This window comes from Acuticoccus sediminis (assembly GCF_003258595.1).
Taxonomy (GTDB): domain Bacteria; phylum Pseudomonadota; class Alphaproteobacteria; order Rhizobiales; family Amorphaceae; genus Acuticoccus; species Acuticoccus sediminis.
Window position 1 is genome coordinate 989,269 of the sequence record NZ_QHHQ01000001.1, and the last position, 13,455, is coordinate 1,002,723.

Consider the following 13,455-nt stretch of genomic DNA (forward strand, 5'->3'; position numbering starts at 1 on the left):
CGGCGATCCATGGATCAGACCCAACCGCTCGATTTAATTCTCGTTCATCTCAGACGGGGCAGAGGGGCGCAAGTAGGCATTGCAATCTGCGTGCGCGTCGGCGCCCTCCCCAATTTGGGGATATACCGTTTTATGGCGACAAAATTTAGAAAACCCGTGGGTGAAACGACGTCCCAAAGGTGGACCGGATGTCTACGGCGATGCTGGACGACAAGTGCCTCGCGATGGCACGGAATCTCTTCAACAACAGCCGCGGGTCGGATGAAATTGCGATCTCCGACGCGCGCTATATGATGGAAGCCATTCATGGCGACGGCGCGGCGACGATTGCCGTTGCCATCGCCTGCGACCGTCTGCTTGATGACAAGTTCGATGAAACGCGGTTCTGGATGCGGGTGTATCGCTCGATCATCGGGGCCGATACGGGGGAGCAGGATTCCGTCGCCATTCACTGACGGCGGAGACGGCCTTACGTTCGTGTCCCAATGCGGCTAGATACCGCCCGTGAGTTGAGGGGACGACGATGGCCGGCCATTCCAAGTTCAAGAATATCATGCACCGCAAGGGCGCGCAGGACGCCAAGCGGTCCAAGCTCTTTTCCAAGCTGTCGCGCGAAGTCACTGTCGCCGCGAAGATGGGAACCCCCGATCCTGCGATGAACCCGCGCCTGCGGCTGGCCGTTCAGGCCGCGAAGGCGCAGTCGGTGCCGAAGGACGTCATCGAGCGCGCCATCAAGAAGGCGCAGGGTGACGAGGACGCGAACTACGACGAGGTCCGCTACGAGGGTTACGGCCCCGGCGGCGTCGCCGTCCTGGTCGAAGCGCTGACGGACAACCGCAACCGCACCGCCGGTGTGGTCCGCGCCGCCTTCTCCAAGCATGGCGGGGCGCTCGGCGAGTCCGGCTCGGTTGCATTTATGTTCGATCGGGTGGGCGAGATCGAGTACGGCCCAACCGTAGGTGATGCCGAGAAAGTGATGGAAGCGGCGATTGAGGCCGGCGCGGAAGACGTCGAGTCCGACGACGAGGGCCACGTCATCACCTGCGCGTTCGAGGACCTCGCCGAAGTCTCCACCGCGCTGACCGAGCAGCTGGGCGAGCCGGTGAACGTCTCGATCGTCTGGCGCCCCCAGAACACCACCCCGGTGGACGAGGAGAAGGCCGCGACGTTGATGAAGCTCATCGACGTGCTCGAGGACGACGACGACGTCCAGAAGGTCTTCGCCAACTACGAGATCTCCGACGAGGTGATGGAGAAGCTGGCGGCCGCCTGAGGCCGTCCGGCCGCCCGGTCCGGTCCGTCGCGTGCTGCGCCTCAGCGAATGGGGCCGCGCCATCGAGCGCGCGATGGCGATGGACGAGGCGACATGGGCCCGCCATGCGAGCCCCTGGAGCGTCTGGACCCGCGTTCCGATCCTGCCGGCCATGGCGCTCGCCGTGTACAGCCGGGCGTGGATCGGATGGTGGGCGCTCCTGCCCGTGGCGCTCCTCGCGTTTTGGACGCTCGTCAATCCGCGCATCTTTCCGCCGCCGCGCTCGCTCGGGTCCTGGGCATCGCGCGGGGTGATGGGCGAGCGGATCTGGCTGGCGCGGTCCGAGCGCCCGATCCCGCCCCACCATGCCCGCGCCGCGACCATGCTGTCGGCCGCCTCGCTCGTCGGCGTGGCCGTGCTCGCCTACGGCCTCCTCGTGCTGGATCCCTGGGCGACCGTCGCCGGCACCATCCTCGCCGCGGGCGCCAAGCTCTGGTTCGTCGACCGCATGGTCTGGCTCCACGACGAGACCGACGCGCGCTGATCGAACCGCCCGGCCCTCGGGCGCGTCCCGGCGCTGCGGCGGGTCCGGTGCGGCTCGGCGGTGGACCGCGTCGCGGTATCGGCGTGAAACGGGTGACGGACGGTTCACTTTGGGCTGATATCGTGCCCGCGTCCTGAGGGAGCGGCATGATTACGATTTTGGGTATCGATCCGGGGCTGCAGGCGACCGGCTGGGGGGCGATCCGTGTCAACGGGTCGGCGCTGTCGTTCGTCGGATCCGGCACCATCACCTCGGATACCCGCGCGCCCCTCGCCGTCCGTCTCGCCGCACTTTACGCGGGCCTCCAGCAGGTCGTGGCGGAGATCGCGCCCGAGGAGGCCGCCGTCGAGACGACGTTCGTATCGCGCGACGGCGCCGCGACGCTGAAGCTCGGCCAGGCGCGGGGCATCGCGCTCCTCGCCCCGGCGGCGCAGGGCATTCCGGTATCGGAGTACGCGCCGAACCTCGTGAAGAAGTCCGTCGTCGGCGCCGGCCACGCCGACAAGCGCCAGATCCGGCACATGATCGGCGTCCTGCTGCCGCGCGCGACGGCCAAGAGCGACCACGCTGCCGACGCGCTGGCGGTCGCCATCTGCCACGCCAGCCACCGCACCGCGCGCGCCTGGGCCGCCGCATGATCGGGCGCCTGCGCGGCACGGTCGCGGACGTCGACCGGGAGTCGCTGATCCTCGACGTCAACGGCGTCGGCTACGAGGTGTTCCTGCCGACGCGCGATCTCGCCGCCGCGGCCACGGGCGAGGCGCTGACGCTCGTGATCGAGACGCTGGTGCGCGAGGACCTCATCCGCCTTTACGGGTTTCGCGATCACGTCTCGCGTGATTGGTTCCGCCTGTTGCAGAGCGTGCAGGGAGTGGGAGCCAAGGTGGCACTCGCCGTTTTATCCGTGCTGCCGGCCGACCAGCTGGCGGTCGCCATCGCGACGAACGACCGGGCGGCGATCGCGCGGGCGCCGGGCGTCGGCAAGCGCGTCGCCGAGCGGATCGCGACGGAACTGAAGTCCAAGGCCCCGGCGCCGGGCATCGCCATCGCGGCGGCCGCGGCGGGAGCCTCCGCGGGCGTGGCGGCGGCCGAGGACGATGCACTGGCCGACGCCATCTCGGCGCTCACCAATCTCGGCTACGACGAAGTGTCGGCGCGCAGCGCGGCGATGACGGCGCGCAAGGATCGGCCTGAGGCGGGCGCCGCCGAGCTGATCCGGGCCGGTCTCAAGGTGCTCTCGGCATGAGCGACCGCACCCTTTCCCCGGAGGAGCAGGACGGCGACCACGACCGCGCCCTGCGCCCGCAGCGCCTCGCCGACTTCGTCGGCCAGCCGGCGGCCCGCGCCAACCTCGAGGTCTTCGTAAAGGCCGCGGCCTCGCGATCCGAGGCGCTGGACCATGTGCTGCTCGTCGGCCCGCCGGGCCTCGGCAAGACGACGATGGCGCAGATCGTCGCCAAGGAGCTCGGCGTCGGGTTCCGCTCCACCTCCGGGCCGGTGATCGCCAAGGCTGGCGACCTCGCCGCGCTGCTGACCAATCTCGAGGAGCGGGACGTCCTCTTCATCGATGAGATCCACCGCCTGTCGCCCCACGTGGAGGAGATCCTCTACCCGGCGATGGAGGACTTCCAGCTCGACCTCATCATCGGCGAGGGGCCGGCGGCGCGTTCGGTGAAGATCGACCTCGCCAAGTTCACCCTCGTCGGCGCGACGACGCGCCTGGGACTGCTGACGACCCCGCTGCGGGACCGGTTCGGGATCCCGCTCCGCCTTGAATTCTACTCGGTGGAGGATCTGACGACGATCATCCGCCGTGGCGCCAACCTGATGGGGATCGCCACCACGGACGAGGGCGCGGTCGAGATCGCCCGCCGCTCACGCGGGACGCCGCGCATCGCGGGCCGGCTGCTGCGCCGGGTGCGGGACTTCGCCATCGTCGGCGGGGCGGAGGCGATCGACCGCGAGATCGCCGATTCCGCGCTCCTGCGGCTCGACGTCGATGCCGCGGGGCTCGACGCGCTCGACCGGCGCTACCTGAAGCTCATCGCCGAGAACTACGGCGGCGGTCCGGTCGGGATCGAGACGATGGCCGCCGCGCTTTCCGAGCCGCGCGACGCGCTGGAGGACATCGTCGAGCCGTACCTGTTGCAGCAGGGGTATCTGCAGCGCACGCCGCGCGGCCGCCTGCTGACGGCCCGGGCGTTCGAGCATCTCGGCATCGAGGCGCCCCGCGGCCCGGGCCAGGGTGCGCTCTTCGGCTGACGCGCCGAAACCGTTTCGGAATGGGAGGAGGGGCCGCGTGTGTTCGCCCGCCATGGCGGGGGGCGCCTGGCGTCAGGCGCCGATGGCCTCGAAAAGGGCCTCGTCCCGGATCGAGGCGGCGATGTCGATCGAGAGCCCCTCGAGCGAGGCGATGGGCGTGTGGGTTCGCTCGTCGACGACGAAGATCGCCCTCACCGTGCCGGCGACCAGGCGCCGGCCGCGCGGCTCGAAGCGGAAGCCGCAGCCGACCACGGTGATCGCGGTGCCGTCGGCGGTGTGGAAGATGAAAGTGGTGTCGGTCCCCACCGTCACCTCAGCGGTCTCGAACTGTGCGAGATCGATCGGCAGGCGACAGGGGATGACCGGGAAAGCGTTGCAAGGTCTCATCGGTCTGAAGCTCGGTTGCAGTTGATGGATTTGGGTCATCGGACTGAAGTCGGTTCGGTGAGCTCCGTGTCGCTCTCGAAAAAGGTCCCGGCCGAAGCCGGGATCAGTGTCGAGGAGATCGCGCCGGCGGCGGGGAAGCGGTGCCCTTGCCGGCTCCCAGAAGATGGTCCCGTCAGGCGCGGCCGGGTTTGACGCACGTCACACTTTTTGCGTCTGCGGCCTCCGGGCAAAAAAAAGGCCCCGGCGCGGGGCGCCAGGGGCCAGTTGCGAGGAGGATCGCACCGAACGAACGGGAGCTGCCCGCCCGGTGCACATGAAATGGGACCCCATTGGCCTTGCTTATTTGACCGGCATCACAGTTTTGTCGTGCGAGACCTCAGGAACTAATATTCTACAATGATGTAGCTGTTGCTGGCGGGTTCAGTGTCGGCTACTCTGTTGGGAAGGGGCTAAGGCCCCAAGAAAACGGTGCATAAGCACGGCTTTGGGGGAAACGATGATCCGCACGTTGCTCGCCGGCGTGGCGCTGGCGACCTTTTCCGTGTCCGGCGCTTTCGCGCAGGACGTCACGCTTCGCATTCAGACCCATTTGTCGCCGGAATCGGTCTCCGGCCGGCAGGCTGCGCAGTTCTTCGACGACATCCAGGTGATGTCGGGCGGGCGCATCGCGGTCGAGCCGTTCTTCTCCTCGGCGGTCGTGAAGTCGGTCGAGACGTTCGACGCCGCGGTGAACGGCATCCTCGACGGTGACATGACCGGCGGCGCCTACCAGACCGGCAAGGACCCGGCCTTCCAGTTCGTCGGCGACCCGATGGGCGGCTACGACACGCCCTGGCAGATGTACGCCTTCCTCTACGAAGGCGGCGGCCTCGAAGCGGCGCAGAAGCTCTACAACGAATACGGAATGGAGCTGATCGGCTGGTGGATTCCTGGTCAGGAGTCGCTCGCCTCGTCGGAGCCGATCGACGGGCCGGAGGCGCTCAAGGACTGGAAGTTCCGTTCGCCGCCGGGGATGGAGACGAAGATCTTCGCCAACCTCGGCGCCTCGCCCATCGTGATGGACTTCACCGAAGTCTTCACCGCGCTGGAGTCGGGGATCATCTCGGGCGCCGACGCGTCGAACCTCTCCACCAACCAGTCGCTCGGGCTCTACGATATCGCGAAGTACGCGACCTATCCGGGCTTCCACTCGATGCCGGCGGACCACCTCGCGATCAACAAGACCGTCTGGGACTCGATGCCCGAGGACCTGCAGCGGATCATCCAGGTGGCGATGCAGAAGCTCGCCTTCCGCACGACGCTCGCCTACGCGGTCGACATCCAGCGCGCCGCCAACGAGCTCGAGGCCAAGGGGATCGTGCTGGAGGACTGGTCGCCGGAGGATCGCCGGGTGTTCCGCGAGGCCGCCGTCTCCGCCTGGGATGAGTTCGCGACGACCGACAACGCCAAGGCGCTGGTCGCGCAGCACAAGGAATTCCTGAAGACCATCGGCCTCCTCGGCGACTAGGAGCGCCCGCGCGTGGCGGCGACGCTGGGCCCGAGTGCGGCCCGGCCCTTGCCCGCAGACCGAAGCATTGAAGTTCGTGGCGCCGCAGGACCGGCGGCGCCCGTCGACACGGGGCCGCGGCGTTCGCGGTCCATGGGGCCCGAGCGGCGAAAGAACGCCGGGTCGTTTCCACAGGGAGGAAGAATGAAGAACGCGATCGCCATCGGTACGCTGTCGGCGTGCCTCGCGCTGCCCGTCGGCGCCCAGGCGCAGGAATACACCCTGCGCATCCAGAGCCTCTTCGCCGAGGCATCGCTGCCCGGACAGAACCTCCTGCAGTTCTACGACGATATCGAGGTCATGTCGGGCGGGCGCATCAAGGTCGAGCCGTTCTTCTCCTCGGCGGTGGTCAAGTCGCCGGAGACGTTCGACGCCGTGATCAACGGCATCCTCGACGGCGACACGACGCAGCCGTCCTACCAGGTCGGCAAGGACACCGCGTTCCAGTTCGTCGGCGATCCGATGGGCGGCTACGACACGCCGTGGCAGATGTACGCCTGGCTCTACGAGGCGGGCGGCCTGGAGATGGCCCGCGAGCTCTACGCCGAGTACGGCATGTTCCTCGTCGGCTGGTGGGTGCACGGGCCGGAGTCGCTGTCCTCCTCCAAGCCGCTGGCCTCGGTCGAGGACCTGAAGGGCTGGAAGTTCCGCTCGCCGCCGGGGATGGAGACGGACATCTTCGCCAACCTCGGCGCGTCGCCGGTGGTGATGGACTTCACCGAGATCTTCACCGCGATGGAATCCGGGGTGATCGACGGGGCGGACGCCTCGAACCTCTCGGTCAACAAGTCGCTCGGCATCTACGACGTGGTAGACCACGCGACGTACCCGGGCTTCCACTCGATGCCGGCGGACCACTTCGCGATGCGGCTGGAGCAGTGGGAGTCGTTCCCGGACGACATCAAGCGGATCATCGAGGTCGCCTGGGAGAAGCTCTCCTTCCGTGACTCGCTCTCCGGCGAGGTGGCGATCGCCATGACCGCCAACGAACTGCGCGAGGCGGGCAAGACCCTCCACGCCTGGTCGCTGGAGGACCGCAAGGCGTTCCGCGAGGGTGCCGTGAAGGCGTGGGACACCTACGCCGACTCCGACCGCGCGAAGGCGATCGTCGCCTCGCAGAAGGACTTCATGACCCAGATCGGCCTGATCGGCGACGGTCAGTAATCCGCCGGCGCCGGGGATCGCCCGGCGCCCCGGTGCATCCGCCCGCGTCCGGAAGCGATCCGGCAAGTGGGCACCCCCCTCGGTCCGGGGCGACCGGCGGGGCCTGACGGGCACGTGGCGACGGGAGGTCGCCGCGGCGCCCGGGTGCACCGGCACCGTCGCGGCAGGGCGTGCCCGCCGCGGCAACCGCGACGCGGCAGGTCCGGGCCCGCCGCGTCCGCTTCCGTCCGGCGGGTGCGGTCCGCCGACCCGATCCGATGTGCCGAGATCTCGAGGCTCCAATCGCCATGTATGAAGTCAAACCCAAATCGCCGATCGACTATATCAGCCTCGCGATCAGCCGCGTCGGGCTGTTCCTCGTATCGGTCATCGTTGCGATCATGTTCTACGAAGTCGTGATGCGGTACTTCTTCGAGAAGCCGACGCTCTGGGTCAACGAGATGAGCCTGTGGATCGGCGGCTTCATCTACCTGCTCGCCGGGCTCTACGTGCTGCAGCAGCGCGGCCACATCCGCATCACGCTCCTCTACGACATCGTCCCGCGCAACGTGCAGCGGCTGTTCGACGTGATCTCGACCATCTGCATCTGCATCTTCGCCTTCATGGTGATCATGGGCGGGCTGAACGAGGCGGTGCAGAAATATGGCCGCTGGGAGACCTTCGGCACGGCCTGGGATCCGCCGATCCCGGCGACGATGAAGCCGGCGATCCTGATCGTGTCCGGCCTCATCATCCTCCAGGCCATCGCCAACCTGATCGCGGACTGGAAGGAGACGCCGATGCCCGAAGGCTTCGTCGAGGACGACGTCGTGGGCGAATTGCGCGACTCCTACCGCGACACCATCACCGACCGCCACGACTGACGCTGACGCGCCACGCGCCAACGGACTGGATACGATGCCCTTTTACCCCTGGCTGCTCGTCCTCATCCTCGCGATCGCCGCATTCCTGGTGATGGCCGTACGCGGCCACGACCGCGCCGCGGCCGTCCTGCTCGCGGTCGCGGCCACCGTCCTCATCTTCGTCCTGCCGCCGGACTTCGCCACCGCGCCGGACACGCAGCCGCTGCGCGACCAGATCTGGGCGCTCTACGGCCAGCTGCCGAAGGTCTCGGGGATGCACATCGCCACGATCTCGATCATCCTTTTGATCGGCATCGTCGTGCTGCTCGCCATCGGCATGCCGCTCGGCTTCGCGTCGGGCTTCCTCGCCGTGGTGGTGCTCTACCTGCGCTTCGGGCCGGATGTCCTGTTCCGCCAGTTCGGCACGGGGCCCTACTCGGTCTTCTCGCAGCGCATCTACGGGCTGATGACCGACTACGTCATCATCTCGGTGCCGCTCTTCATCTTCATGGCGTCGCTGCTGGAGCGCTCCGGCCTCGCCCGGGACATGTACGGCTCGCTCAACATCTGGCTGTCGCGCACCCGGGGCGGCATCGCGCTGGTGACGGCCATCATGGCGATCATCATGGCTGCGATGTCCGGCATCATCGGTGGCGAGGTGGTGCTGCTCGGCCTGATCGCGCTGCCGCAGATGCTGCGCCTCGGCTACAACCAGAACCTCGCCATCGGCACGATCTGCGCCTCCGGCTCGCTGGGGACGATGATCCCGCCGTCGATCGTCCTCATCATCTACGGCCTCGTCACCGAGACCTCGATCCAGAAGCTCTTCACGGCGGCGTTCATCCCGGGCTTCATCCTCGCCTCGTTCTACCTGATCTACATCATCGTCCGCACACAGCTGAACCCGTCGCTGGCGCCGCTGCCGGAGCCGCGCGACGACGACCTCGTCGGCTGGCAGAAGCCGGTGCGCTTCGCCGCGTTCCTGATGACGCTCTTCTCCGGCATCGCGGTGGCGGCGGGGCTCCTCCTGCTCGCGCAGGGCACCGTGGGCGGGCGCACGTCCGGCTTCTTCACCACCGATCCGGTCATCGACGCCGTGGGCCTCTTCGTCGCCGCCGTCGTCCTGCTGCTCTTCGTCTCCGTCGCGTTCGGCCGAAGGATCGCAGGCGAGGGGTGGGCGATGGGCAAGGGCCTCGTCGCGCCGATGGTCGTGGTCTTCGTCGTGCTGGGCTCGATCTACGGCGGCGTCACGGGCATCACCGAGGCGGCCGGCATGGGCGTCGTCGCGGTTCTGCTCTTCATCATCCTGCGCGGCGAGTTCACGTGGTCGCTGTTCTACCAGTCCCTCCAGCGCACGTTCAAATCGACCGGCACCATCCTGATGGTCACCTTCGGCGCCACGGTGCTCGCGGGGTCCTACTCCATCGCGGGCGGGCCGGCGTACGTGGCGAACCTCATCACCGGGGCGGACCTCCCGCCGATGACGGTGATCCTCATCATGATGCTGATCTTCCTGTTCCTCGGCGCGCTGATGGACTGGGTGGGGATCGTGCTCCTGGTGATGCCGGTCTTCCTGCCGATCATCCTGAAGCTCGACCTCGGGATGACCGCCGGGGACGCGCGGATCTGGTTCGGCATCCTCTTCTGCGTGAACATGCAGGTGTCCTTCCTGTCCCCGCCGTTCGGGCCGGCCGCCTTCTATCTGAAGTCCGTCGCGCCGCCGCACATCACGCTGCCGGACATCTTCAAGGGCTTCCTGCCCTTCATCGGCATCCAGCTCCTCGTGCTGGTGCTGATCCTGCTCTTCCCCGGCCTCACGCTGCTCCTGGTCTGAGGCCGGACGCGAGGCAGGGCGGCGCCGGGTCCCCCGGCGCCGTGACCAGCCGTTCATCGATTGGTCAAAAATAGGGCCGAACTCCCAATTGAAGATCCGGACGCCGACGACGGCGTCCGGATCTTCGGCGCGACGCAGGCCCCGATCGGCGGCCGTTCGCTGCACCGCACAGCGGCCCCGGGCCCGCAAGGCCCTCGAGATTTCCCAGTATTGTCAATTTCCTGAGACGGCTTTGGACTCGTCCGAAGCCGGTCGTTGCTGTCTGGCGACGGCACAATAGTGCAGTTGCGAGGTCACGATTCGGTGACCGCAGTGTTGGCGGGTCGCCGGGCCGCGCGGTTCTGGCCGGGGATTTGCAAGAAGAAGATCCTGCCGGTGTGGTGCAGCATGAAGGGCAGGCGAGGGGATCTCTATTGTCGCGGGTGCCATGTGACGTTCGCGTTACTGCTCGCGAAAAACGGAGAAGTTGTGACGCCGATGGCATAGAGGGGGCGCGTTGGGTGGTTGCGATTTAGCGCAGCGAACTTTATAGACAATGTCCACAATTGGTGCATATCGACGCAGACAAACGCTGACAAAAAGGACCGTTTGTATGTCAGCGATTACATTTTCGTGTCCCCGCGTCGGGAAATGTTCTGACCGAACCGTCCGGTCAGGACGGGATGGGTGCGGTGCACCCCAACAGGTGTGGCGAACGACGCAGTTGTTATGGCCCAAATTATTGCAGGGGCTCCGTCTCTATACGGAATGGCTGTGTCGTTGTGCTGGTGATGTTGGGTGGCACACGGTCGATCGACCGGGCGTGACCTGTTGAACTTCGAGGTGGGGAGGCATCGCTAAACCCGTGACGGCCGGCAACGGCGGCACGGTTCGGGAGCGGCTGGGCAACCGCTCCAACTATGTCGATTTGGGGGCAGCTCCTCGTCCTAAATCCAGCGATTTGAGGGGCGCCAGCGGTGAGAAGCACAATGGACACAAGGACAAAATTGCGGCTCCGCCGCGAGGTTCAGACCGCCATGCAGTATCTGCGGAGCGGCGAGCTTGAGCACGCCCGCGCGGCCTTCGTCGCGATGGTCGAGGCCAATCCCGACGTGACGCTCGGGTACATCGGTCTCGGCGAAGTCCATATGCAGGAGGGCGACGTCGAGACGGCGCTCAAGTACTTCCAGGACGCCCTCGAGATCGACCCGCAGTCGACCATGGCGCTCAACATGAGCGCCCGCGCCCGCCAGCGTCTCGGCGACATCGACGGCGCCCTCGAGGACTACGAGGAGTCCGGCCAGGTCGATCCGGGCCGGGGCACCTCGCAGATCCGCATGAGCCAAATCTTCGCCCGGGAGGGCGACCTCGAGGAGGCGACGAGCCGCCTGCGCGAAGCGCTGAAGCGCAATCCGCAGCAGACAGCCGCGCGCTTCATGCTGGCGAGCAACCTCGAGAAGATGGGGGACGTCGCCGGCGCGAAGACCGAGCTCCTGCGCGTTCTCGACACCAATCCCGACATGGGCGTCGCCGCCTATCGCCTGTCCCGCCTCTACATTCAGGAGCGTGACTACGCGTCGGCCGAGCCGCTGCTGATGCAGGCCATCGAGCAGGCGCCGGACAAGCCCGCCCCCTACGCCACGCTCGGCGCCGTCCTGAAGGCCCAGGGCCACACCCGCGACGCGCTCGACGCCTTCCGGGCCGCGCTGGAGCTGAAGCCAGGCTCCCAGCCGTTCGCGATGGGCGTCGCCGACTGCCTCTCGGACCTCGGCGAGCATGCCGAGGCGGTGAAGGTGCTGCGCGGCGTGCTGCGTGGCAGCCGCCGTCCCGCCTTCGTTCACAAGCGCCTGGGCGACACCTACGTCGCGATGGGCAGCTACGAGCAGGCCATCGACGAATATCGCGCCGCGATGCTCGGCGCGCCCGAGTTCACCGAGACGCATCCGGACCTGACGTCGATGCTCGACGCGCCGGACACGCCGGAGACGAAGGCGCGGAAGGTGCAGGCCTACCTAGCCGACGCGATGCAGGCGCAACGCGAGGCCGCGCCGGCCGAACGCCGCTTCGCGGGCCTCCGGCGCAACCGAACTCCTCGATCGATCCAAACTACGGGTGCGTAACCGAATGCCGCGCAATCTTGTGTTCATGGTCCTCGACAGCTGCCGCTTCGACAGCTTCGTGCGTGCGAAGACCCCGAACTTCGACCGTCTCGGCGAGGCCGAGAAGCGGTATTCCTACGCCTCGTGGACCGCTCCGTCCCACTACACCTTCACGATGGGCCTCGTGCCTCACAAGAGCCCGCAAGGTGTCTATGCTTCGGAAGTCTACAAGGAAGACTTCGGCGCGTGGGTCGACCGGCTCGGCATCCCGAACCTGGGGTTCAAGAACTTCATCCCTGAACTGTCGTTGCCCAAGCTTCTGAAAGATAACGGGTATCGCACCGTCGCGCGCGTCTCGATGCCGGTCCTGAACCCGTTTACCGCCATCAACAAATTCTTCGATGACTACAAGTTGATGTCGAACCACAACGATTTTGCCGGTATGGTCAAGGAGATGGAGTTTTCGGCAGACGTGCCGAGCTACTATTTCTTGAACCTGGGCGAGACGCACTATCCCTACATGCTTTCGGGCGAAAATCTGCCTCACATTTCTGGTGTCCATGGCGCGGTGAAGTCGCTGGCCAAAGGCGGGGACGGCGGCGGCAAGGTCGAGGACGAGTTCTTCGACGAGGCGATGATGAAGTCGCTTCACGATCAACAGGTTCGGTGTGTCGAGTACGTCGACAATCTGTTTGGTGAACTTCTCGGGAAGGTGCCTGAGGACACGTACTTCGTCATCGTCGGCGATCACGGCGAAGCATTTGGCGAAGGCGGGTACTTCGGGCATGGCCCGGTGATGCATGAAATCGCGTTCACCGTGCCGTTTCTCGAAGGTTTGCGGCCCTAGCCAGCAGTCTTGGCAGCACGAAACGGATTGAGTCTAGACCATGGCTGAGGGGAAGGCATGAGCAATTCTGAGGCGGACAAGCGGCGGGAGCGCCTGCGGAACCTGCGCGCGATGCGCGGGCAGAGCGGCACCGCGAGCGGGGCCGGGCCGGCGGGCCCGGCGGGCGGCGGAGCGTTCCGCGAGATGATGCAGCGTCGCCGCGCCGCCAACGGGGCCGCCGGTGACACCGCTGGCCTCGCCGACGGGGCCGGCCTCGGCGCCGGCGCCGGGCGCGGCGAGTTCCTGCGCCGCGTCATGAACGACAAGGCCGCGGGCGGCCAGGGTGTCGGCGGTCAGGCCGCCGGGGGCGCCGCGGCGCCGGGCCTCGCCGGGCAGGGGCCCGCGGGCCAGGGCGGTCCGCGCGGCGAGATCCTGCGCCGCATCATCGAGGCGCGCCGTCAGAACCAGGGCGGGGAGCCCGCGGCTGGCGGGACCGAGGGGCCGCTCGCCGCCCGCGCCCGTCAGGTCCGCGCCCAGCGCGAGAGCGACCTCGAGGCCCGCGTCACCAAGCTCGAGGCGGAGGTCGCGCGTCTGTCCTCCCTCCTTCCGGCCGACACGGCGGAGCCGCAGCCCGCGGCGGCCGCCGACGAGCCGGCCAAGATCTCCGAAGCATAGAACTCGAGCGGGTAGGGCCGGGTGAACCGCGATCATTCACGTCAC

Annotated in this window: 14 protein-coding genes; 13 read left to right on the forward strand and 1 reads right to left on the reverse strand. The window is 67.2% G+C overall.

What is annotated here, in order from left to right:
* Positions 1 to 200: 200 nt before the first annotated feature.
* The 6 genes from DLJ53_RS04235 (at position 201) to ruvB (ending at position 4,058) form a co-directional block, all read left to right on the forward strand.
* Positions 201 to 455 carry a hypothetical protein gene (locus DLJ53_RS04235; RefSeq protein ID WP_111342631.1) on the forward strand — a complete coding sequence of 85 codons (255 nt, stop codon included), beginning with the start codon at positions 201 to 203 and terminating at the stop codon, positions 453 to 455.
* 68 nt (positions 456 to 523) lie between these two features.
* A complete protein-coding gene (locus tag DLJ53_RS04240) occupies positions 524 to 1,273 on the forward strand; it encodes a YebC/PmpR family DNA-binding transcriptional regulator (protein WP_111342633.1) in 750 nt (249 codons plus the stop codon).
* Positions 1,274 to 1,304: 31 nt separating this feature from the next.
* Positions 1,305 to 1,796 (forward strand): DUF6653 family protein, encoded by a 492-nt coding sequence (locus DLJ53_RS04245; protein WP_244935000.1) that lies wholly within the window; start codon positions 1,305 to 1,307, stop codon positions 1,794 to 1,796.
* A 146-nt stretch (positions 1,797 to 1,942) separates the two neighbouring features.
* On the forward strand, positions 1,943 to 2,434 hold the full coding sequence (gene ruvC / locus DLJ53_RS04250) for a crossover junction endodeoxyribonuclease RuvC (RefSeq protein WP_111342634.1): 492 nt from the start codon (positions 1,943 to 1,945) through the stop codon (positions 2,432 to 2,434).
* The gene (ruvA, locus tag DLJ53_RS04255) at positions 2,431 to 3,042 is read left to right on the forward strand and encodes a Holliday junction branch migration protein RuvA (protein ID WP_111342636.1); all 612 of its coding nucleotides are present in this window, start codon (positions 2,431 to 2,433) and stop codon (positions 3,040 to 3,042) included. Before ruvC ends, ruvA begins: the two co-directional genes overlap by 4 nt.
* Positions 3,039 to 4,058: a Holliday junction branch migration DNA helicase RuvB gene (gene ruvB, locus DLJ53_RS04260; RefSeq protein WP_111342638.1), complete on the forward strand. Its 1,020-nt coding sequence runs from the start codon at positions 3,039 to 3,041 to the stop codon at positions 4,056 to 4,058. The genes ruvA and ruvB overlap by 4 nt, the downstream gene beginning before the upstream one ends.
* 72 nt (positions 4,059 to 4,130) lie before the next feature.
* Here ruvB and DLJ53_RS04265 read toward each other — a convergent pair whose 3' ends face one another.
* The gene (locus DLJ53_RS04265) at positions 4,131 to 4,445 is read right to left on the reverse strand and encodes a hypothetical protein (RefSeq protein WP_146619889.1); all 315 of its coding nucleotides are present in this window, start codon (positions 4,443 to 4,445) and stop codon (positions 4,131 to 4,133) included.
* Between the two features lie 496 nt (positions 4,446 to 4,941).
* On the opposite strand from DLJ53_RS04265, the gene DLJ53_RS04270 reads away from it, so the two are divergent.
* The 7 genes from DLJ53_RS04270 to DLJ53_RS04300 all read left to right on the forward strand — a co-directional run bounded on the left by DLJ53_RS04270 (position 4,942) and on the right by DLJ53_RS04300 (position 13,410).
* Complete coding sequence (locus tag DLJ53_RS04270) at positions 4,942 to 5,952, forward strand: TRAP transporter substrate-binding protein (RefSeq protein ID WP_111342641.1); 1,011 nt, start codon at positions 4,942 to 4,944, stop codon at positions 5,950 to 5,952.
* A gap of 183 nt (positions 5,953 to 6,135) precedes the next feature.
* Positions 6,136 to 7,155, forward strand: coding sequence for a TRAP transporter substrate-binding protein (locus tag DLJ53_RS04275; RefSeq protein WP_111342642.1), 1,020 nt, complete (start codon positions 6,136 to 6,138; stop codon positions 7,153 to 7,155).
* Positions 7,156 to 7,442: 287 nt separating this feature from the next.
* Positions 7,443 to 8,018, forward strand: coding sequence for a TRAP transporter small permease subunit (locus DLJ53_RS04280; RefSeq protein WP_162408881.1), 576 nt, complete (start codon positions 7,443 to 7,445; stop codon positions 8,016 to 8,018).
* Between the two features lie 34 nt (positions 8,019 to 8,052).
* Positions 8,053 to 9,831, forward strand: coding sequence for a TRAP transporter large permease (locus DLJ53_RS04285; RefSeq protein ID WP_244935001.1), 1,779 nt, complete (start codon positions 8,053 to 8,055; stop codon positions 9,829 to 9,831).
* Between the two features lie 968 nt (positions 9,832 to 10,799).
* The gene (locus DLJ53_RS04290; protein ID WP_111342645.1) at positions 10,800 to 11,930 is read left to right on the forward strand and encodes a tetratricopeptide repeat protein; all 1,131 of its coding nucleotides are present in this window, start codon (positions 10,800 to 10,802) and stop codon (positions 11,928 to 11,930) included.
* 4 nt (positions 11,931 to 11,934) lie between these two features.
* A complete protein-coding gene (locus tag DLJ53_RS04295; protein ID WP_111342647.1) occupies positions 11,935 to 12,756 on the forward strand; it encodes a sulfatase-like hydrolase/transferase in 822 nt (273 codons plus the stop codon).
* A gap of 57 nt (positions 12,757 to 12,813) precedes the next feature.
* Positions 12,814 to 13,410: a hypothetical protein gene (locus tag DLJ53_RS04300; RefSeq protein WP_111342648.1), complete on the forward strand. Its 597-nt coding sequence runs from the start codon at positions 12,814 to 12,816 to the stop codon at positions 13,408 to 13,410.
* Positions 13,411 to 13,455 lie beyond the last annotated feature (45 nt).